We start from the raw sequence: 20,369 nt of genomic DNA on the forward strand, positions 1-20,369 counted from the left end.
AAAATAGCATCGTTTTTCTGTCTTTATTTATTGTCGTGCCTTACGATTGATATATTCCGTTTTGTATTTGGAATATACGATCGTCTGGTCATGATACAATCCATAATATCCGGACATCAGATAACTTACACTGATCGCGATCAGGAAATACGGCACAGCGTCATATCCAAAAAGCTCAAAAGCGATCAGCATCGATGTGATAGGACAGTTTGTTACACCACAGAACACTGCCACCATTCCGATTGCCGCACAAAGCGATGGCGAAATTCCACAAATCTGTCCAAAAAGACAACCAAAGGTTGCTCCCACATAAAAAGATGGGACAATCTCACCACCACGAAAACCCGCTTCCAATGTCAATGCAGTAAATACAATCTTTAAAAGAAACGCTTCCGGTCGTACTTTCCCATTGATTGCATTTGCAATAACCGGAACACCGGCTCCCATATAATCGGTAGTATGCAATATGATTGTCAGCAGCACAATCACACAACTTGATACAATGATACGAACATAAGGATTCTTTAATTTATCCCTGTAAAAATCTCCAAGTGAATGTAGTGTCACACAAAAAAGTACACTAAGTGCTGCACAACAAAGTGCAAGCCCGATCACTTTAATACTGGGAATCAGATGAAAACCGGATAAATGATGAATAGAAAAGACATTCGGACTGATTCCCATATTGGTTGCAAACTTTGATGCGATCAATGCCGCAAAGACACATGGTACCAATGCCGCATAATACATAACACCAACACTGACAACCTCCATCGCAAAGATCGCTGCTGCGATCGGTGTACCAAATATGGCAGAGAACGCTGCGCTCATTCCACTCATTACAAAGATTCTTCGATCCTTTTCATCAAACCGCAGCCAACGTCCAAGCTGGTTACCGATACTTCCTCCTAATTGCAATGCCGCTCCTTCTCGACCTGCCGATCCGCCAAACAGATGCGTGATAATCGTTGATATAAAGATCAACGGTGCCATTTTAAATGGCAATTCTGTCTGTGCATGGATCGTTGACAAAACCATATTCGTACCTTTGTCATTTTTATAATGAAAGATTCCGTATAAAAAGACGATCACAACACCAGCCACCGGCAAAAGCAGGATCAGTTCAGGATGTTGTGTCCTGACTTCCGTTACAACTCTAAGAAGATATGCAAAAAGTGTGCTAAACGATCCAACAACCAGACCTACAATACTGGATACGATCACCCACTTTACAAAATTAAAAATATTTCTATATAATCGTGCCATATAAAATTTACACATCTCAATCCGCTTCATTTTGTTCTTCTCACACTTTCCTTTTTTGGTTTCAATGCCTAGTCATATCCTGATAACCACGCTGTTGCAATGACCTGACACAGACCTATTTTTGTATGAACCTATTATAACGACTTTACCGGAAGTGGGCAAGTCTTGTAAATTATAAAAGTCACCATTGACTTTCCTCTTCAAATGCTGTTATAATAGTAATGGTTACTATTTAAGGAGGTGGATTATGGCTGCAATACGAAGAAGTAAACAACGAGATGCCATTAAAGCATATTTGATGTCTACCACCGCACATCCGACAGCAGAAGTTGTATATGAGAATATAAAAAAAGATTTTCCAAATATCAGTCTTGGAACGGTTTACCGTAATCTGAATTTTCTCGTAGAACACGACGAAGCTTTGCGGCTTGACTGCGGTGACGGCTTTGACCACTTTGATGGCAATACCCATCCACACAATCATTTCTTTTGTAAATCCTGCGGACGGATCATAGACCTGAAAATGGATAAGATCGATCATATTGATCTTATCGCTGCTGCCGGATTTGATGGTCGTATTGATGATCACATTATATATTTTCGCGGAATCTGTAAAGATTGTTTAGAAAAATAATCAGATTTTTTAAAAAAAGCTATTGACATTATTAAAAATCATGTTAAAATGTAGTCATTAACAGTAATCATTACTGTTAATAAGATATAACAAGTTAATCAAACACCATATAAATCATCATTTAGATACACTCTATCATATGATTATTTATTGGTACAGTTTTCTCAAGATGAAAGAGAGTACTTTCTTCATATTTTAGAAAAGTATATATCTTGTATTTATCTTGATAATGTAAATAACAAAACACAAAAAGAAAAGGAGATTATTATTATGGCTAAGTATGTATGTTCTGTATGTGGTTATGTTTATGAAGGAGACAGTGCACCGGAAGAATGTCCGGTCTGTCATGCAGGTGCTGATCAGTTTAAGGAAGTAGAGGGTGAGCTTACACTTGCCGCTGAGCATGAGTTTGGTGTATATGGTTCTACTGTTAAGAACAATCCTAACATCAGCGACGAAGACAAGAAATTCCTGTTTGATCAGTTAAAAGCAAACTTTGATGGTGAATGTTCTGAGGTTGGTATGTACCTTTGCATGGCTCGTATTGCACATCGTGAAGGATATCCGGAAATCGGTCTTTACTGGGAGAAAGCAGCTTATGAAGAAGCTGAGCATGCAGCAAAATTCGCTGAATTACTTGGTTCTGACTTAGAATCTAACATGAAAGCATCTACAAAGGAAAACCTTGCTTGGAGAGTTGATTGTGAATTCGGTGCTACAGCAGGTAAAACAGACCTTGCAAAATGTGCTAAAAAGAATAACCTTGATGCGATCCATGATACTGTTCATGAGATGGCTAGAGATGAGGCTAGACATGGTAAAGCCCTCAAGGGATTATTAGAGAGATATTTCGGTTAATCATTTCTAACACGGAATTGCACAAAATATGATTTTAAAAAGAGGAAATCGCAGATGCGGTTTCCTCTTTTTATGCTGTTTTTTAACTTTTCTTACTCTGTGTCCCATGCTATGATTACCATTTAACATATAGAGCGTTACTGCTTGCCTTTGCCAATGGTTGTTTAGAAGAACTGTGTCAGAACCTTTGAAAGATCATTCTTCGCATTCTGTAACTCTGAAATCGCCTTAGAAACAGATGTCTGTAATGCAGATGAAAAATAATTTACTGACATATAGCGGAAGAAAATGAACATACAAAGTAATGACGCAATGCAAACTACCAATACAATAAATACTGTCTTATCTCCATCCGCTCCAACACCGGTTGGTACTACCATGCAGGAATAACAAAGTCCCACAATTGCACTAAGCATAAAAAAGAGCATTCCTAATCCAATATTGATCAGACCCAGTAATAATGCAACCAGAATAACCGGTGTCTTTGCAACACATCTGACTGCTGACGCACTGATTGCTTCTATAAAAGTGGTCTTACCTTTAAAAGCACTTGTCATTCCCCATGCAACCAAAGCAACAATGCAAGTCAATACAACAGATGCGATAACCGTAATGAAAAAGTCTTTGAACAATGGGAACTTATATAGATCGAACATGTTTAAATAATCAGAATTCCATGTAAGCACCTGAGTCTTAGCTAAACTATTGATCTTTCCAAAAAAGATTACGGCAAACAATCCCGAACAGATCGCCTGGAGTGCAATAAAGATAAATGCTGTAATGATATTCGCTTCTTTTACAAAAGCTCTTCCGACACTCTTTGGTTTTAATAAGATCTGAAGAAAATTCATCGCCATTGCCTGAATATCAAAATTCAACTTCGGCTTAGGCTTCTGATAATACATCTGCTGGTTTGGCATGCCCTGATTATATGGTATCTGCTGTCCCATTCCCGGCTGATGCATCTGACCGCCCGGTATCTGCTGTCCCATTCCCGGCTGGTGCATCTGACCGCCCGGTATCTGCTGTCCCATTCCCGGCTGGTGCATCTGACCGCCCGGTATCTGCTGTCCTGCTCCCGGTCCATTCACAGCTCCTTTTTGCTGCTGACAGATACAGATTTCTCCCGGATTTAATTTTCTACCACAATTTGTACAAAAAGCCATACTCTTTCTCCTCCTGTTGATTGTTTTTTATTTTATTCATATTGTGTCTCATGTAATGTGCTGACAGAGTATAAAGAAATCCCTCCATCTTTTATTCCATAATAAAACTTCTGAGTGATGATAGCATTTCGATCAGTCATATCACTTTGTGTATAACTGCCCTTCATATGCTCTGTAATTGTTACACAACCTACAAGTATCGTATCTTCTGCATTGATGTAATCATAGTCACCGTCTCCATTTGTACTTCCTGCCTCATAACTGACATTCACATCAGAGAGCACGGCTTTGGATACAGAAGTATCTTCATAAGAAAATGTATTAGAATTCCACCAGCTATCCTGCAGATACTCCTTAAATTCATCATAATCTGAATTTACGCCGGAACGATCTATCGGATTTATTTTAGAAACCACATTTGTTGCATTTTCCTGCTTGACCGCATCTTCAATAAACCTCTTATTATTGTCAACAGCTTCTCCTGCTATACGTTTTACAACATCTTCTGTCAACTTCAGGTCTGCCGTATAATGTGTATCGTCATCTGTAAATTCTACTTTATCTTTTACACTTTGGAATCCATCTGCCTCTACTTCAATAACATGATTACCCGCATAAATCTTGTCAATCGTATAATGCGTCATACCATCATCACGATTCTCTGCTTTTGCTTTTTTGGTTACATCAATTCCATCTAATGTTACTTTGCTGCCCTTTGGAACGCAGATCAAACCGTCACTGACTGTCGAAAAGCTATTACTAACCGCCCATTCGTCAAAGAAAAGAAACTTCTTATTCCCGGTTTTGTTCAAAGTCAGACTCATTGTCTGATCACTGTTTCCGTTTGACTTTGTCTGATATGTCACCTGTACATTAGCACGATAACCATCATTCTGTTTTACAAAAACGCTGTAGTTTGAAACATCTCCCCGTATTGCATTGTTATCTAAATTAACTGCAGATTCGAAAGTATCTTCACAAAGGAAGTTTCCTTCTCCTGCGTCTATGTACTTATACACATCTTTTAAATCACCCTGCGTATATGTCTGAAAATATCTTTCTGCTACGCTTTCGGGACTACATTCTTTTCTTGCATTCATTTGAAAAACAAAAGCAAGAACTACGATTGCCGCGATCTCTGCCACAATGATCCAGGTACGTTTTGAAATTTTCTTTGAAGTCGTTGATGAGGTCTGTACATATCCTGTATTAAAACCGTTGTAGCCATCATTTACAGGTATTCCACCCATTCCATTTGTTCCGTTAAAGCCATTGTTTACAGGCGTTCCACCCATTCCATTTGTTCCGTTGTAGCCTTTGTTTACAGGCGTTCCACCCATTCCATTTGTTCCGTTAAAACCTTTGTTTACAGGTGTTCCACCGGACGCAGTACCGTTTATATTATTATTTGCTGTACCATTAACTGTATTAGCTATTAACGCCGCACCACAATTAGCACAAAACTTACTTCCTTCATCATTTGGTGTTCCGCATTTTGGACAAAACATTTTTCTCCCCCCTTATTTCTTCTTAGCTTCAATCTTTTTGATCAGATTTCGGTTAGCGATCTCGTATTCATTAAAATACTCTTCGTCATTAAAATCTTCACCCTCTACAGATGGTGTATACCAGCTCTTTGATTCAAAATAATTCTTTAATTCCTCATCTTCGAAAATATAACCATGTCTGGCATATAACTCATTTCGTGCATAACGCAGTTCTTTCTTTGATAATTTCTTAACTTCTGACTTCTTTAACTTTCTTGAATCGCTGTCAGGGAAAATATAGTCACCATTATTTTGGGAAGCATCCGCTGTTGCTTCCGGTTCCGGTGTTGCTGCTGCCGGGCTTTCCATTTTTTCAGAAATGTTACTTGATTTAGATACCGTAAAATTGTCTGAATCTTCTTCGTATCTGACATCCTTTCCTGCTACTGTCTTCACTTCCTGTTTTGTGATCGTCGCCTTCTTTACAGAAGATTTTGCAAATACCACAAAACAAATGTTACCAATAAGCATTGCAGCGGCAATCACACCCAGCACGATAACTGCTGCATTCTTCTTAAACTGCTCCATATTCCTCCTCCTTTATAAGCTTTTGGAAAACTTTCAATTTATTTAACCATAGAATAACTTAAGAAATAAATATTTGTCGAAAAAACACAATATTTTGTCATAATCGGACGATAAATTTATGAACGGCAAAAACTTTGGAACAACACATTTTTAATATACTACACTTGTATTTTAAAATGATCATAACATGATATCAATTGCACCCGAAGCACTGACTACATCTGTTGTTCCTTGCGTAGAAGCTTCTAATGCTTGACTTTTAATCTGCGTATCAGCAGACATTGCGATTGCATTCGAAACACCCTCTGCCGCATTTGAACCGTTATTCCCCATCATAATTGCGAAATCCCCTTTACCGGCTTTTAACAATTCGATCTTCTTCCGCAGATATTCCATATCTGAATTCATAATATCAATATTTTCATCCTTCCGGTTACCTTTTGATCTTTGCTTCTTGACGCTTTCAAGCTGATCTTCTAACAATCTGATCTGCTGCTGTACATCTTCATTATCCTGCTTTTTTGTTGTAACAGATTGTGTCATTTCTTTCTTTTTATTGCCCACATAAGCGTCATCACTCTGATCCTGTTTTTGTTCATATTTGAGATGGTTCATTTTCTTTTTTGCTGTACGCACCATCTTTTTTGCATGTTTTAATGCAATCTCAATCTCATCCTCATCATATTTTCCGGTCATACTTTTTCTTTTTAAAGAATTCAGATTTGAAATTGCAGATGTCAGGGCACTGCTTGCCTGTGATAATGTCTTTGCACGCATAACGCTGCCCGATACTTTTTTATAACTGTAACGCAACGCCTTTTTCTTCGTATTGGTTGCCTCTTTTTTAATCTTTTTCTTTTCCTGAAGACGTTGTAGCTTTTCTTCTAAACTTTTGATCAATGCTTCTGCCTGATTCTCCTGATCATCTTTTACATCGACTTTTTCTTCCTCTACATTGATCTGCTCTTGTTCCTGTTGAGCAATTTCCTTCCATACACCGGTTTCCCGAACCATTTTTTGCAGAGTTTTTCCTTCTTTTGAAAAACTCAGATCAATCCCAGCCGAAACAGTTGTATTTTCTTTTGTTTTTTCCTGCTGATTTGCACAAGAACTGTAAAGAGATACATTCTGTTGTTCTGTTCCGTATACTGCTGTTCTTACATTTGTCATAGTTGATGTATAAGCATATCCTTTGCTGATATTATCTGTATTCATACCAGATCACTCCAATTCGCATATCCTTTGCTCTTTTACCAGTTATCTACTATATATATCGGTACGTTAGTTATATTTATTTATATGATTCAGGTGTTTTCATAATCAATAAAAACGTATCTGTCAAACATCTACGAAAATAGATCAGGATCTGCAAAAAACGGAGAATATCTGAATTTTACAAAAAAAAAATATTGAACTCATCCGGATTCCGACATTGCTATCGAAGTCCATCTGAGTCAATATCCTTTTTTAAGAATAGCTGTCAAAATCGTATCGTCGATCTTAACAGCTATTCTGCTAATTCATTTTGAACACTCATCCGATAAAAGAATTCTTTATATCATATCTATTTTCAAAGCATTCTTTATCAGCAAATATTACAACTTATTATTTTCTGTCACATCTACAGAACTCTTAACAATAACTGCTGCCTGTGTATTACCTGTTACAGTAATATTTAATGTATAAACTTCTTTCTTTGTAGTAGTCTTACCTGCAGCATCTGTAGTTGTTACATAAACCTCATCGGATGTGAGCTTATATGTACCTGCCTTTAAGTTCAGTACACCGTTATATGAGTCAAAATAATCTCCTGAAACAGAATCCTTCCATGAAAGATAACCCTGTTTTGTAACATTGGTAGTAACTGCAAATAATTTGTCTAATACGAAGTCTGCAGGAACTGTTCCCGTAGCACCTACTGTTGTATTATAAACTGTCTTTCTTGCATTATTCTCATATGCTGTAATATTATATGTTTTTGAAGCCGGTACATATAATTTGTATACACCGTTTTCATCTGTAGACGCATAGAATGATGAAGCGCTGTTTGCATATTCAGGATCATATTTTGTGAAATCTGCTGTTACATTTGCACTCTTTACAATCGTACCTGCTGCATTCTTAACAGTACCTGTGATCAATACAGAAGGAACAACCTTTGTCTGAACATTAATTGTAATAGCGTGACCAGATTTATCAGCTACTGTAACAGGTACATCATATACACCTGTAGGTGCTGTCTCAGCGAGACGAACATCACCATCTTCAGCATCTACAGTAACTAATGCATTCTGAAGAGTTGTTGTAAATGTCTTGCTGTCACTAGCCTTACCGCCTACATAAACAAGATTACTGTTCCATACAGATTTTCCTGCAGGTGCTAACTTTGGTAACGCATAACCTACCATCTGATTTTCACTACCGATATAGAAATGAGTTGTAATAGAAACTGTCTTCTTCATCTCATCTTTTGCTGTGATCACAGTCTTGAAGTCACTGCAAACACCTGTAGGAACACCGGTAATTGATACAGAATAATCATTTACTGTAGCTTTTAAACCTGCAGGAAGTGCTCCAATTGTAAATGATGAATAACCTGTTGTATAATCACCAAAGTAAACAGATGATGAGAATCTTTCATCAACAAGACCTGTCACATAATTGTCTCTTGGTGTAGTACAATATACATACTTAGCTGTCTTTGTCTTCGTTCCTGCAAGACCTGCTACAGTAACCTGAACAAAATCGCCATCATTGATGCAGTTCTTATCATTGTCATTATCATCAAGAACTTCTGAAAGTACAAGCTCATATGTCTTATTTGCTGTATTATTAACTTTTGCAATACTTAATTTCTTCTGAGCTGTACCGTTACTATCTGCTTTTCTGTAGATAGAGAACTTAGAAGCAGCTACCTTCTGTGCTTTGTTCAAAGTCACACGAACTGTCTTAGATGTCAGAACTTCTACATTAGATACGGCAACTTTTACAGGGGCTTTCTTAACTTTTACTTTAAATTTAGCTGATTTCTTACCTGACTTTACAGTAATCTTAGCTGTACCTGCTTTTTTACCTTTTACAACACCTTTACTGGTAACCGTTGCAATTTTTTTCTTGTTAGAAGACCACTTTAATTTAGCCTTTGCCGGTTTTACTTTTACCTTTGATTTTAATTTAACTGTCTTACCTACTGTTACGGATACTGACTTCTTTGTAAGCTTCAAGCTCTTTGCTTTGATTGTCTTAGCATCAGCCGGTGCAACACAAAGCATCATACTTGCAGCGAAAAGAGAAGCAGCAATACCAAGTTTCTTTCCTGCTATTTTCATTTTCTTCTTCCTTTCCTGAGATAAACTCATTCAATTCAAATTTACAGTACAAAGTGATGATAGCACTAAAAATATAAAAAAACAACCCTATTTTGTTTCTATTATATTAATATTCTTTTATATCTTGTTAATATTTTCAGTGTGCAATTTATCTAAATAATGCCATCATTTATAAGAATAGAATGCCAATCCTTTTCTGACCGGCAGATATCACCCTCTTTCTGATTTATTTTGTTCCCACAATTCTTATCAAAAGAAGACTCTGTCTATTCTCACTGTATAAAAAGAAGACTACTCTTTTCGTATGTCAGAAATGAGTAATCTTCTTGTCAATTCTATGTTAAATTCATTGGTGCAAATGCAATAAAAAATTGCTCTATGAAACCATTTGCAATTCCGATAGCATATTACAAATACTTTTTGCCGTACCGGATCAGATTTGCAATCCTCTGTGTTCCACGGATGTCGAAAAGACAATCAGCGTCTTTGTACGTCCATACTCCTGTAACTCACCAATGAATTGATCCAGTTCATCGGTACTTGGAAAAAGCACCTCCAAAAGCATAGAATAATCTCCCGTCACACAGTTACACTCCACTACATTCTTACAGCTCTTTATATAAGGATAGAAATCTTTCTTATCCACCGGTGACACTTCGAGATTGATAAAAGCCTTGATATGATATCCCATCTTCTCTGTATTGATCTGTGCATGAAAACCTTCAATATATCCACTTTCTACCAGATTATCAATTCGTACGGATACCGCCGGAGAAGATAAAAAGACCTGTTTTGCAATATCTTTTAAAGACATTCTTGCATTCTCCTGAAGCATTTTGAGTATTTCTCTGTCAATGTGATCCAATTCGTTATTTTTCATAGTAATCCCTCATTTCTGTCTGTCCTGCTGCCAAAAAGCCCTCTGCCTTTCTTTTGGCTGTTGTTGTCTGTTACTATTTTATATTGCTTCCCCTGTATTTTTCCTCTTATAGAAACACAGAGTATTGCATTTTATTGTTTTCCGATAGTTCCTGCTGTTTTTCTTTTTATATCCGATACAGCATTCTTGTTTCTTTTTACTTTTACTGACCATTTTTCTCTCCATTATCAAAATAGCACTTCCTTTCTGCTGTGTCAACTTAGCAAAAGATTTTAACTTAATATTATTAACTAATTTTCGTATTTACATATTATTTTTAACCATTTTCATTTAATAAAATAAATATTCTCGTTCTGTTTCAAAAACTATTGACCATTTTTCCAAAAAGAAATATGATTGCGACATGCAAAAATACATGTATACATTTTCCGGAAATGCAGTTTCTAGAAAAGCCAGCGACTTGCTTTTAAGCACTCCACTACTTTTCACATAACATTTTTTACATAATAAGGAGAGTTCTTATGGCGAAAACATATGATCCATTTAAAAACGTTCAAGACGTTATGACCAAAGCAATGGAAATCGGGCATATTGATACAACAATGTTTGAGATCATCAAAAACCCGCAAAGAGAAACAAAAGTTTACCTTCCGGTAGAAATGGACGATGGCACAGTCAAAGTATTTGAAGGCTATCGTGTACAGCATTCCAATATCAGAGGACCTTTCAAAGGTGGTATCCGCTATCACCAGGATTGTACCTTGTCTGAAGTCAAGGCTTTAGCAACCTGGATGTCACTCAAATGTGCCGTAGCAAATATTCCATATGGTGGTGCAAAAGGTGGTATCAAAGTCGATCCGTCTACTTTATCAAAAAGAGAGCTTCGCAACCTCACAAGACGTTATACGTTCGCTATCGCACCTATTATCGGTGCAGATACTGATATTCCGGCACCCGATGTCAATACCAACGCCCAAACCATGGCATGGGTACTGGATACTTACAGCCAGTTAAAAGGAAAACCTTGTCCAGGTGTCGTAACCGGCAAACCGGTTGAGCTTGGAGGCTCACGCGGAAGAAATTCCGCAACCGGCCGTGGTGTTGTGATCAGCACCAAACTCATTTTGAAAAAGAAAGATAAGACACTTGCCAACACCAGAGTAGCCATTCAGGGTATGGGTAATGTCGGAAGCAATGCCGCAAAGATTTTCTATCACAGAAATGCCTGTGTTGTAGCGATCAGCGACATTTCCGGTGGATTATATTGTGCAGACGGATTAAATATTGATGCAATCTGTGACTTTATGGAAGATACCGGAAAACTCCTGAAAGATTACAATGCAGATGGTGTTTCCCATATTTCAAATGAAGAAGTGCTTGCCTGCGACTGTGATGTTCTGGTTCCTGCCGCCCTTGAGAACCAGATCACGGCAGACAATGCCAATGATCTGAAATGTTCTATTATCGTAGAAGCTGCCAATGGACCAACTACAGAGGAAGCCGATGCGATTCTTGAAAAACGTGGCATTACCGTCGTTCCCGACATTTTTGCAAACAGTGGTGGTGTTATCGTATCTTACTTTGAATGGGTTCAGAATATTCAGGAACTGACCTGGGAACGCAATCAGGTAAATGAAATGTTAGAAAACCTGATGAAAAAGTCTTTCGAAGACATTATGGATGTCGTAGAAGAATGCAGCTGTACCTGCCGTATGGCAGCTTATATCGTGGCATTGCGAAAGTTAGTCTATGCCGAAAATATCAAAGGAATCTTCCCGTGATTCTGTGGATTCTATCATAAATACATATTTTTGCCTATGCCCACTGCCCCTGCTGCTCTTTGGTGTTGGTTGCCGGAGAGTGATAGAGGCAGTGTGTTATTCTTCTAACTGTTCATTAATTGTGGCAATCCATTTACTATCATCACTTTCAAACAATCATTTTTTTCTGCACACAACTATAATAATATTTTTACTAAAAACAATTTCAGTCGAACTCGAACTCATTTCTAATGTATTAACTGATTTCAGATCGCCAACAATACCTTCTCCAATCATTTTCAAATAACTTTCCTTTATTGTCCACATACGAATAAAATCTATTGTTTGATTTCTACTATTAGTCAATACATTTAATTCTTCAGAACAACATACTCTTTCAGCAACATTATAAGAAAATGGAATTACATTTTGAATATCAACTCCTATTAATTCATCAGCTACTGCAACAACACATCCGTATACACAATGACTAATGCTAAAAAAGATATCCGGATATTCTAACAAATATGGTTTACCATTCTCATCATATTTCATAGTAAACTTTGTTATTCCAAAACATTCTTTCAATGCAATTTTCAACATAATATATGAAATTACACAATTGTTCCTATCAATTAAATTACGATATCGCAATGCTTTTTCTTTTCTTTCCATCGGCAATAAAGTAAGCAACTGTTTTACAAAATCATCTTTTACAAATTCTTCCTGTTGAAATAAATATGTTTTATACATTCTGCTCAATATATTCTACAATATCTCCCACTGTATTCAGTTCCTTTATTTTCTGATCTGGTATTTCTATATCAAATTCCTCTTCAAATGCCACCACCACATTTATAACATCCAAAGAGCTTAATCCTAAATCAATCACAAGTTTTGATTGTTCTGTAATGTTGTTCTTTTCCAATATTGTATAATCAACTAATATATCAATTACTTTTTCTATCATTTAGTATTTTCCTTTCTTTTATATCTTAATATTTTTCTACTTGTATTTTTTTCAAATTCAGAATTTCGTAGCTTTATCTTTTTTACCTGTTTATATAATGGTCGTTTACTATTTATCTCTCTGCAGATATTATCAAAATGTTCTTGCAAAAATTCCAATTCAGCCTTCTTTACCAGGCATTCTTCATTAGGATAAATTTCTGCTATTATCATCCCATCTTCCTCATATACAAGCACTTCTTGTATTTCATCATATTCCAAAAAATCAGCTTCCAGTTCTTCAGGTGATACATTTTCTCCATTACTTAAAATAATTAAATTTTTGCATCGTCCTGTTAAAGTAAGAAAACCATCATCATCCAAATATCCTAAGTCCCCTGTTTTATACCAGCCATCCCTAAAGACTTCCTTATTTGAGTCAGCAGCATTATAATAACCCAGCATAACTATTGAACCTTTTACTAACACTTCTCTAGAATTACTGATCTTCACATCAATACCAGGCACTACAACACCAACAGTTCCGTCTTTATGATAAAGATTTCTGTTTACTGCAACACAAGGAGAACATTCTGTAGTTCCGTATCCATTAAGTATTTCAATTCCAAAGCTCCTAAATTCTTTCACATACTGTATACCAAGTGGTGCACCACCACATATAATATACTCTATTGCACCACCAAAGACATTCCTTATATGTGCAAACACTTTTTTTCTCACATCAATTCCAAATTTCAACAAAAAATCACTGAGTTTCATCATTCTTTGAAGTGATTTTTCTTTACTTTCTTTTTTGGCAGTTATCCATATCTGCTTATGAAACATTTCCACAAATAACGGAACCAAAAACATTGTCTGCGGTTTTGCAATTTGTAAATCCTTTTGAATTGTTTTTAAGCTTTTATTGATATAAATTGTATGACCATAATTAAAGGCCATTAAAACTGCAACCACTAACCCAAAAGCATGATGAAATGGTAAGACAGCAATTGTATTTCCCTCCAGAATAAATAGTTTACAACTGTTATTGATATCCTCTACAATATTTTCATGACTTAGCATGACCCCCTTACTATTTCCAGAAGTTCCCGATGTAAACATTATGCAACATAACTGTTTACTATCAATTTTATAATTTGAAAATGCATTTTTCCATGATGTAAACTGTTCTTTTCCAATTTCTATATAATTTTGCATATCAGCCATACAATATATAGTAATCTTTTTTTTCAATAATTCCACTACATTTGTAACCAATTGCCGATATGACTTTGAGAAAAATATAATCTCTACATCAACCGTTTCAAGCAATCTTGCAATTTCATTTTCCGGCAGCTCCTTATCAATTGGAACTACCACATTTCCACCACATGTAACTGCAAAAAAAGTCATAAGCCATTCATATGAATTTTCTCCAATAATTGCGATATGTTTTCCAATATGCTTTTTTTCATATAACCATGTTCCAAATGAATTTACATCATCAAAAACTTTTGTATATGTTTTTGAAACAATATTTTTCCCTTTTGAAAACGTAAACGCTATCTTATCCGGACTCATCTTTTTCTTTTGGAATAGCATATCCTTTAAATCATTAATTTTAGGAAGTTCATATAAATCATATGGTTTATATTTCATGCTACACCTCCAAGTATCCTATTTTCCTGAAATAGTCTATATACCCACTGATATACCGTATGTCTGTTTCATTCCACTCAAATCCTACCTTCTTTAAAAAACATAGAGTGAAATTATTTTCAATATGGATATTGCTATCATATACAAGGTATCCCTGTTCGTCTATATCATTTTGGAATGCTTCATAAATATATTCTGTACTATCTTGCTTAGCTGTCTCCTGAAGGGCTTTGTTAAACTCTCCCCCATTTACAACTTTCATAGATATTCCAAGTTTATTGGCTATTTCAAGAAAACGATCAAAATATATAACCTTATTACTATTTAGATGAAATACACATTGCCTGTTTGCATACTGAGCAATCTTTACAATTCCTTCTGCTGTCTTATCAATTGGTGAAAATTCTGTATATAAACTCATAAGATACTCTGGGAATAAACCAAATTCCAAAATTGCCTTTATTCTAGTAAGAAAAGCATTTGATTCATAGTTAGGCTGAAATTTATAATCACATACACGATTTGTAAGATTTCCTACTCTAATTATTTTTGCATCCAAACCATTTAGCATTGCATCATATACTTTTCTTTCTGCTTCAAATTTACTGCGAATATACACATTATCCAAAGATTGTCCGATATAAAAAGACGTCTCATTAAAATTTTTTTCTTTATTAGAACGATATATCGTAAAATCGTCTGCCATACTGTTACCACTAACACTTAAAGTTGATATATGAATAAACTTTGCTTTAATTTTTTGTGCATATTCTACTGCATGTTTCGTTCCTTCCGTATTTACTTTATAAAAGTATTCATATGAACCATAATGCTTTACACTAGCAGCTGTATGTATGACAGTCTGCACATCTGTAGGCATATCATAAGACAGTCCTTCCTTTTCTATATCTCCAACAATTGGAATAATTCTCTTATTTATCTCAGAATCATACTTGTCTCCAAAGTAATATTTAAGAATTTTGCTTAATCTTCCTCTCCTGTCATCTGCTTTTTGACTTCTAATTAAACAATATATTTTTCCATTCTCTTTTTGCATTAATTCATTGAGTACATGAGCACCAAGAAATCCTGTAGCACCTGTAAGAAGTATATTTCCAAGTGACTTTTTTTCAAATCTTTCTTCCTTTACTATAACGTTTCTCCCAAAAATACCCTTATATTTTTTTAATTCTGCTTCTTGATACTGCACCTTTAACTTTGATTTATCTTGTAAAAAATCATTTAAAGCCTTTATTGTAGGATAATCAAACACATTTTGTAAATCAATTTTAATTCCCATGCTATGTGCTTTCGTAACATACTGAATAGCGGTCAGACTGTCCCCACCAACTTCAAAAAAATTATCATTAATACCAATTCTATCCATATGTAACAATTTTTCTAATATGTGACATAGTTTTTCTTCTACCGGATTTGACGGTGTTACATATATATTTGTATTTGAAAATAGTGGTAATGGTAAATTTTTACGATCCACTTTTCCACTCCGTGTCATTGGCATCTCATTCAATCTCATAAAATAATTTGGAACCATATACTGTGGAAGTGATGTCAAAAGATTATTTCTTATCCGATTCTCGTCTATTTTATCATCAGACGTATAATAACCAACTAAATATTGTCTACCGTTTTCATCTGTTTTGTCAGCAACAGCAACTTGATAAATCCCCTCATTCCTAGACATTACACTTTCTATTTCGCCGAGCTCTATTCTTAATCCACGTATTTTTACTTGTGCATCAATTCTACCTAAATATTCAATTTCTCCATCTATTCTCCAACGTGCTAAATCACCTGTATGATATATTATTTTTCCATGCATATTCTCTACTGTAGCATATGGATTAGAAACAAATTTTTCTGCCGTAAGTTCCGGACAACCAATATATCCTCTACTCACTCCTTCCCCTGCTACACACAATTCCCCTGCTACACCTATCGGTAATGGATCTCCATTTTTATCAAGGATGTAAATTTGACTATTAGCAATTGGTTCTCCAATTGTAATATTGTATTCTTTCATTCCTCTCTCATACATTTTAATACAGCAACCTACTGTAATTTCTGTAGGACCGTATTCATCCAGCAATCTTGCATTTTTACAAATATATTCAATATTTTTGAGTTTAATTGCTTCTCCACCTAAAATAAATGTAGCATTTTTTGGTAATTCCAATTGCATTTCCTGCAACATATCTACATGTGTTGGTGTGAGTTTATATAAATCATCTGATTTATTAATAATATATTTTAATCCATTCATAAGATCTTGATTTACAACTTCTAATGTACTGCCTGTAAGCAATGGTAAAAATGTAACTGTAATTGATAAATCCACATATAAGCTAGTAATAAACGACATATTGAAATGACTAATTTTATAGGTATTCATTACTGTTTTTACATAGTTATACAAATTTCTATGTGTTATCATTACTCCCTTGGGTTGACCACTTGATCCTGATGTAAAGATTATATAACACAAGTTTGACATTTCATTAAGATTACTTATAATTGGAGCCTTCAAATTATTGTTTGAAATCTTTTCCAGATCTTTTTTCAAATCTATATAATCAACATCCTGTATTTTTTCAAAATAATCCAACACACATGCCACTTTACTCCTTGCACTTCTTACAATAAACTGAATTCTCTCAAATGGATATGTAGGATCAACAGGCATATATGCTCCACCTGCTTTTAAAATGGATATTATTGCGACTACTGCCTGCCAGCTTTTTTTTGCGATAATAGGAACAACCTCATTATTTTTAACACCTTTTTTTCTTAATATATATGCCAACTTGTCAGTTAAAAAATCCAATTGTTTATAAGTATACTGTCTATCATTCTCAACTAATGCAATATTGTTTGGCGTTTTTTTGGCCTGTTCTCTAAATAATTCATGAATACACTTTTCATCTGTATATGACATATGTGTATCATTAAATTTTTCTATTATAGATTTGTTTTCTCTGTAAGGAATAATCCTTATTTCTTTAATCTTCCCATTCTTGTCATCCACTATTTGATCTAATATAAACATTAACCTATCAAACAGCATAATGACTTCTTTTTCATCAGAAAAAACTGCTGTCTGATAATCAAAATTTATTGTATGACTATTTTTAGTATCTCGGTTATCAATATGAATCACAAGTGGAATCTCGCTGCATCCATTGCTATACCATCTTGTTTCGGCTTTTGTATTCGTTTTTGCATTTTGATAACTTATCATTACATCATATAAGTTTCCTTCAAAATTTTGTCTTTCTCGTAAAGATTTTAAAATATTGCTATAAGGATATTTTTGGTGTCTAAACATATCCATATGTCCCTTTGTTATTTCATGTATTAAGCTAGATATCAGCATACTTTTGTCTACATAAATAGTAAATGGCATTGTTGAAACAAACATCCCTGCGATCTTTTTTTCATAAATATTTTTTCGATTTAATACTGGAATTCCTATTGTTACAGATTCATTATCATAATTTATACGTGACAAATAAATTATAAGTGCTGCTTCAAAAAGAACTGCTGGTGTTGTATTATATAATTTACAATAGTTTTCTAATTTCTTCTCAATTTCCATTGGTACTGATTTTGTCACCCTTTTAGCTTCAATACTGTTCTTCTTATTTGAACATATTTTAATTATACTTTTTTCTGGCTGATAGCGATACTTTTCATCCCAATATAATTTATCTTTTTTGAAGCGATCCGATTTGAAATATTCATCTTCTGCACATATATAATCCATATAATCTGCAATATCTAATATTTCATCCTTTCCCTGTTCTAAATTATGATATACTACATCAACCTGATTTGCCATAAGACTAAAACTCCATGCATCAGATATTAAGTGGCTTAACGTCACTAATACACCACTTCGATCTTGCACCTCAAAAATGACAAAACGATACATTTTCTTTGCATAAAGTCCCACTGGATTTTTTGCAAATTCTTTTGCGTATTCTTCAAAGTGCTCCATTGAAACAAATTTTTTCACCGGAATATCTTCACAAATTTCCTGAGATATACATTGCATGGGCTCATCTTTTTCTATGAAAAATAATCTCATACCACTTTGACTTTTTATAAATTTATAAATTGCTTTTTTCAACAATTCCGTATTTTTCTTTTCATTATATAATATGGCACCGCATTGATTTCCAATTGCTGTCTCACTATAAAATTTTTGAAGATTCCAAATATTTTGCTGTGGTACACTTAAATGATATTGTTTCATCCGTCTCCCCCTTGTATGTCTTTCTTATGTGGTTTCTAATTCTTTTTGATACACTTTGAAATATTCTCAAATATGCATTCTGCAATTTTAAAAAAACTATTCATAATTTTCATATAGGTTTCCGGCTTCCCTAAATGTATTCATAAATTCCTCTAAAGTATTATATGTCATATTATTCCAAATAATATTTACTAATTTATCACATCTCGAAAATGCATATCGATATATCTCTTTTGTATTTTCCGGTATGGCAACAGTTTTTAATTCTGTACAATTATAAAATGCATATTTATCTATTTTTGTCACACTTGATGGTAGTATGATACTTTCTAAACTGCTGCATTCTTCAAACATACTTTCTCCAATACTTGTTACCCCTTCTAAAATTTCAACATTAGTCAACTTTTCACACCCCGAAAAAGCATACTTTTCTATACCGGTTATACTTCCTGGTATTGTCACACTTTCCAGATTACTACATTTGTAAAATGCACCTACCCCGATCTCTTTTTTCTTTTACACCCTTCTGAATCACAACATTTTCTAATTTTTTACATACTTGAAAAGCATAATTCCCTATGTTTTGAAGACTTTGAGGCAATGAAACTTTTTGTAAATTTGAGCATGAATCAAAAACCCACTCGTTTATATTAGTTACTCCCTCGGGAATTTCAGCATATGTTGCTTCTCCTCTATTTTTAATACCTGTTACTGTTTTTTTATCATCTGATAACACTAATTCTGCTGCCACAGGTTCTTCCGGCTTTACACTCTCTTCTGGTTCCATACTCTCAACCGGTTTCACACTCTCTACCGGCTTTGCCGTCTCTGTCACATTCACCACATTTCCATTCGGTGTTGGTGTTACTTTTGTAGTGGTTTTCTTTGCTGCTGTGGTTTTCTTCGCTTTTGCTTTTACTGTTACCTTGCATTTATACTTCTTTTTTCCAACCTTTGCTGTAATCGTAGCTTTTCCGGCTTTCTTTCCTGTTACAACACCTTTTTTCGTAACACTTGCAATTGCCTTTTTGCTGCTTGACCATTTTACCTTTTTCTTGGTTCCTTTCACTTTTAAAGTCAGCTTTTTACCAACCGTAATCGTAGCTGCTGTTTTATTTAACTTCACTTTACTTGCAGCCTGACTTTTTGTCGATGGCATTACGATACCTGATACCATCATAGCAAGCGACAAGCCGATTGCTATTGTTTTCTTTGCATTTCTCATTGGTACATCCTCCTATCTTTTGTAATCCTTGTTTCTCATAGCAGAGTTGAGGATCATTCATTAGCCATTTCTCTTGTTCTGCTATAAATACAATCAATTCTTACTCATATGATACAAAGCCAAGATCTTTCAGACTCATATGAAGCCGTTCCTGTAACAGCTGATTCCATGCACTTAACGAACGCTGGAACTCCTGATTGGCTTCGGTATTGATTGCTGAGCTTGCAATAATTCTATGATCGTTCATCAGCACTTCATTTAAATGCTTAACCAATCTACTTGGCAGAGGCATA

At 34.9% G+C, this 20,369-nt stretch carries 17 protein-coding genes; 3 read left to right on the top strand and 14 right to left on the bottom strand.

The annotated features are described in order from the left end of the window. Nucleotides 1-27 precede the first annotated feature (27 nt). Nucleotides 28-1,296, bottom strand: coding sequence for a chloride channel protein (locus tag H8700_RS01720; RefSeq protein WP_249302597.1), 1,269 nt, complete (start codon nt 1,294-1,296; stop codon nt 28-30). A 217-nt stretch (nt 1,297-1,513) separates the two neighbouring features. Here H8700_RS01720 and H8700_RS01725 point away from each other — a divergent pair, with 217 nt between their 5' ends. Both H8700_RS01725 and H8700_RS01730 read left to right on the top strand, forming a co-directional pair. Continuing rightward, nucleotides 1,514-1,900 carry a Fur family transcriptional regulator gene (locus H8700_RS01725; RefSeq protein WP_022142485.1) on the top strand — a complete coding sequence of 129 codons (387 nt, stop codon included), beginning with the start codon at nt 1,514-1,516 and terminating at the stop codon, nt 1,898-1,900. Between the two features lie 270 nt (nt 1,901-2,170). Further along, complete coding sequence (locus tag H8700_RS01730; RefSeq protein WP_022142484.1) at nt 2,171-2,758, top strand: NADH peroxidase; 588 nt, start codon at nt 2,171-2,173, stop codon at nt 2,756-2,758. Nucleotides 2,759-2,922: 164 nt separating this feature from the next. On the opposite strand, the gene H8700_RS01735 is transcribed toward H8700_RS01730, so the two are convergent. The 6 genes from H8700_RS01735 to H8700_RS01760 all read right to left on the bottom strand — a co-directional run bounded on the left by H8700_RS01735 (nt 2,923) and on the right by H8700_RS01760 (nt 10,193). Next, nucleotides 2,923-3,924 (bottom strand): hypothetical protein, encoded by a 1,002-nt coding sequence (locus tag H8700_RS01735; protein ID WP_249302598.1) that lies wholly within the window; start codon nt 3,922-3,924, stop codon nt 2,923-2,925. Nucleotides 3,925-3,956: 32 nt separating this feature from the next. Then, nucleotides 3,957-5,432, bottom strand: a complete 1,476-nt coding sequence (locus H8700_RS01740; protein WP_249302599.1) for a zinc-ribbon domain-containing protein — start codon at nt 5,430-5,432, stop codon at nt 3,957-3,959. Between the two features lie 12 nt (nt 5,433-5,444). After that, nucleotides 5,445-5,999, bottom strand: a complete 555-nt coding sequence (locus tag H8700_RS01745; protein ID WP_249302600.1) for a YARHG domain-containing protein — start codon at nt 5,997-5,999, stop codon at nt 5,445-5,447. Between the two features lie 180 nt (nt 6,000-6,179). Beyond that, nucleotides 6,180-7,214 (bottom strand): hypothetical protein, encoded by a 1,035-nt coding sequence (locus tag H8700_RS01750; RefSeq protein WP_249302601.1) that lies wholly within the window; start codon nt 7,212-7,214, stop codon nt 6,180-6,182. Nucleotides 7,215-7,594: 380 nt separating this feature from the next. Further along, complete coding sequence (locus tag H8700_RS01755) at nt 7,595-9,328, bottom strand: Ig-like domain-containing protein (RefSeq protein ID WP_249302603.1); 1,734 nt, start codon at nt 9,326-9,328, stop codon at nt 7,595-7,597. A 433-nt stretch (nt 9,329-9,761) separates the two neighbouring features. Next, nucleotides 9,762-10,193 carry an Lrp/AsnC family transcriptional regulator gene (locus tag H8700_RS01760; protein WP_334299637.1) on the bottom strand — a complete coding sequence of 144 codons (432 nt, stop codon included), beginning with the start codon at nt 10,191-10,193 and terminating at the stop codon, nt 9,762-9,764. 536 nt (nt 10,194-10,729) lie between these two features. Between H8700_RS01760 and H8700_RS01765 the strand changes: the two genes are divergently transcribed. Further along, nucleotides 10,730-11,989 (top strand): Glu/Leu/Phe/Val family dehydrogenase, encoded by a 1,260-nt coding sequence (locus tag H8700_RS01765; RefSeq protein WP_249302605.1) that lies wholly within the window; start codon nt 10,730-10,732, stop codon nt 11,987-11,989. Nucleotides 11,990-12,145: 156 nt separating this feature from the next. On the opposite strand, the gene H8700_RS01770 is transcribed toward H8700_RS01765, so the two are convergent. From H8700_RS01770 to H8700_RS01800, 7 genes are all read right to left on the bottom strand, one after another. Beyond that, nucleotides 12,146-12,721 carry a 4'-phosphopantetheinyl transferase family protein gene (locus H8700_RS01770; RefSeq protein WP_249302606.1) on the bottom strand — a complete coding sequence of 192 codons (576 nt, stop codon included), beginning with the start codon at nt 12,719-12,721 and terminating at the stop codon, nt 12,146-12,148. Continuing rightward, entirely contained in the window at nt 12,714-12,938 is a 225-nt protein-coding gene (locus H8700_RS01775; RefSeq protein ID WP_249302608.1) for an acyl carrier protein, read from the bottom strand. Before H8700_RS01775 ends, H8700_RS01770 begins: the two co-directional genes overlap by 8 nt. Beyond that, complete coding sequence (locus tag H8700_RS01780; RefSeq protein ID WP_249302611.1) at nt 12,935-14,575, bottom strand: AMP-binding protein; 1,641 nt, start codon at nt 14,573-14,575, stop codon at nt 12,935-12,937. The genes H8700_RS01775 and H8700_RS01780 overlap by 4 nt, the downstream gene beginning before the upstream one ends. 1 nt (nt 14,576) lies before the next feature. Beyond that, nucleotides 14,577-18,851, bottom strand: coding sequence for a non-ribosomal peptide synthetase (locus H8700_RS01785; protein WP_249302613.1), 4,275 nt, complete (start codon nt 18,849-18,851; stop codon nt 14,577-14,579). A gap of 96 nt (nt 18,852-18,947) precedes the next feature. After that, the gene (locus H8700_RS01790; protein ID WP_249302616.1) at nt 18,948-19,313 is read right to left on the bottom strand and encodes a leucine-rich repeat domain-containing protein; all 366 of its coding nucleotides are present in this window, start codon (nt 19,311-19,313) and stop codon (nt 18,948-18,950) included. Between the two features lie 13 nt (nt 19,314-19,326). Then, nucleotides 19,327-20,076 carry a leucine-rich repeat domain-containing protein gene (locus H8700_RS01795; protein ID WP_249302617.1) on the bottom strand — a complete coding sequence of 250 codons (750 nt, stop codon included), beginning with the start codon at nt 20,074-20,076 and terminating at the stop codon, nt 19,327-19,329. 100 nt (nt 20,077-20,176) lie between these two features. After that, nucleotides 20,177-20,323: a hypothetical protein gene (locus H8700_RS01800; RefSeq protein WP_249302618.1), complete on the bottom strand. Its 147-nt coding sequence runs from the start codon at nt 20,321-20,323 to the stop codon at nt 20,177-20,179. Between the last annotated feature and the right edge of the window lie 46 nt (nt 20,324-20,369).

Origin of the sequence: Jutongia hominis (genome assembly GCF_014384965.1) — a bacterium.
Lineage (GTDB): Bacteria > Bacillota > Clostridia > Lachnospirales > Lachnospiraceae > Butyribacter > Butyribacter hominis.

Bases quoted from the DNA above. Each gene is read 5' to 3' on its own strand.
- H8700_RS01770 (WP_249302606.1), bottom strand. From the start codon at position 12,721: ATGTATAAAACATATTTATTTCAACAGGAAGAATTTGTAAAAGATGAT.
- H8700_RS01795 (WP_249302617.1), bottom strand. From the start codon at position 20,076: ATGAGAAATGCAAAGAAAACAATAGCAATCGGCTTGTCGCTTGCTATG.
- H8700_RS01720 (WP_249302597.1), bottom strand. From the start codon at position 1,296: ATGAAGCGGATTGAGATGTGTAAATTTTATATGGCACGATTATATAGA.
- H8700_RS01725 (WP_022142485.1), top strand. From the start codon at position 1,514: ATGGCTGCAATACGAAGAAGTAAACAACGAGATGCCATTAAAGCATAT.
- H8700_RS01750 (WP_249302601.1), bottom strand. From the start codon at position 7,214: ATGAATACAGATAATATCAGCAAAGGATATGCTTATACATCAACTATG.
- H8700_RS01800 (WP_249302618.1), bottom strand. From the start codon at position 20,323: ATGAACGATCATAGAATTATTGCAAGCTCAGCAATCAATACCGAAGCC.
- H8700_RS01765 (WP_249302605.1), top strand. From the start codon at position 10,730: ATGGCGAAAACATATGATCCATTTAAAAACGTTCAAGACGTTATGACC.
- H8700_RS01735 (WP_249302598.1), bottom strand. From the start codon at position 3,924: ATGGCTTTTTGTACAAATTGTGGTAGAAAATTAAATCCGGGAGAAATC.
- H8700_RS01785 (WP_249302613.1), bottom strand. From the start codon at position 18,851: ATGAAACAATATCATTTAAGTGTACCACAGCAAAATATTTGGAATCTT.
- H8700_RS01730 (WP_022142484.1), top strand. From the start codon at position 2,171: ATGGCTAAGTATGTATGTTCTGTATGTGGTTATGTTTATGAAGGAGAC.
- H8700_RS01740 (WP_249302599.1), bottom strand. From the start codon at position 5,432: ATGTTTTGTCCAAAATGCGGAACACCAAATGATGAAGGAAGTAAGTTT.
- H8700_RS01780 (WP_249302611.1), bottom strand. From the start codon at position 14,575: ATGAAATATAAACCATATGATTTATATGAACTTCCTAAAATTAATGAT.
- H8700_RS01745 (WP_249302600.1), bottom strand. From the start codon at position 5,999: ATGGAGCAGTTTAAGAAGAATGCAGCAGTTATCGTGCTGGGTGTGATT.
- H8700_RS01755 (WP_249302603.1), bottom strand. From the start codon at position 9,328: ATGAAAATAGCAGGAAAGAAACTTGGTATTGCTGCTTCTCTTTTCGCT.
- H8700_RS01775 (WP_249302608.1), bottom strand. From the start codon at position 12,938: ATGATAGAAAAAGTAATTGATATATTAGTTGATTATACAATATTGGAA.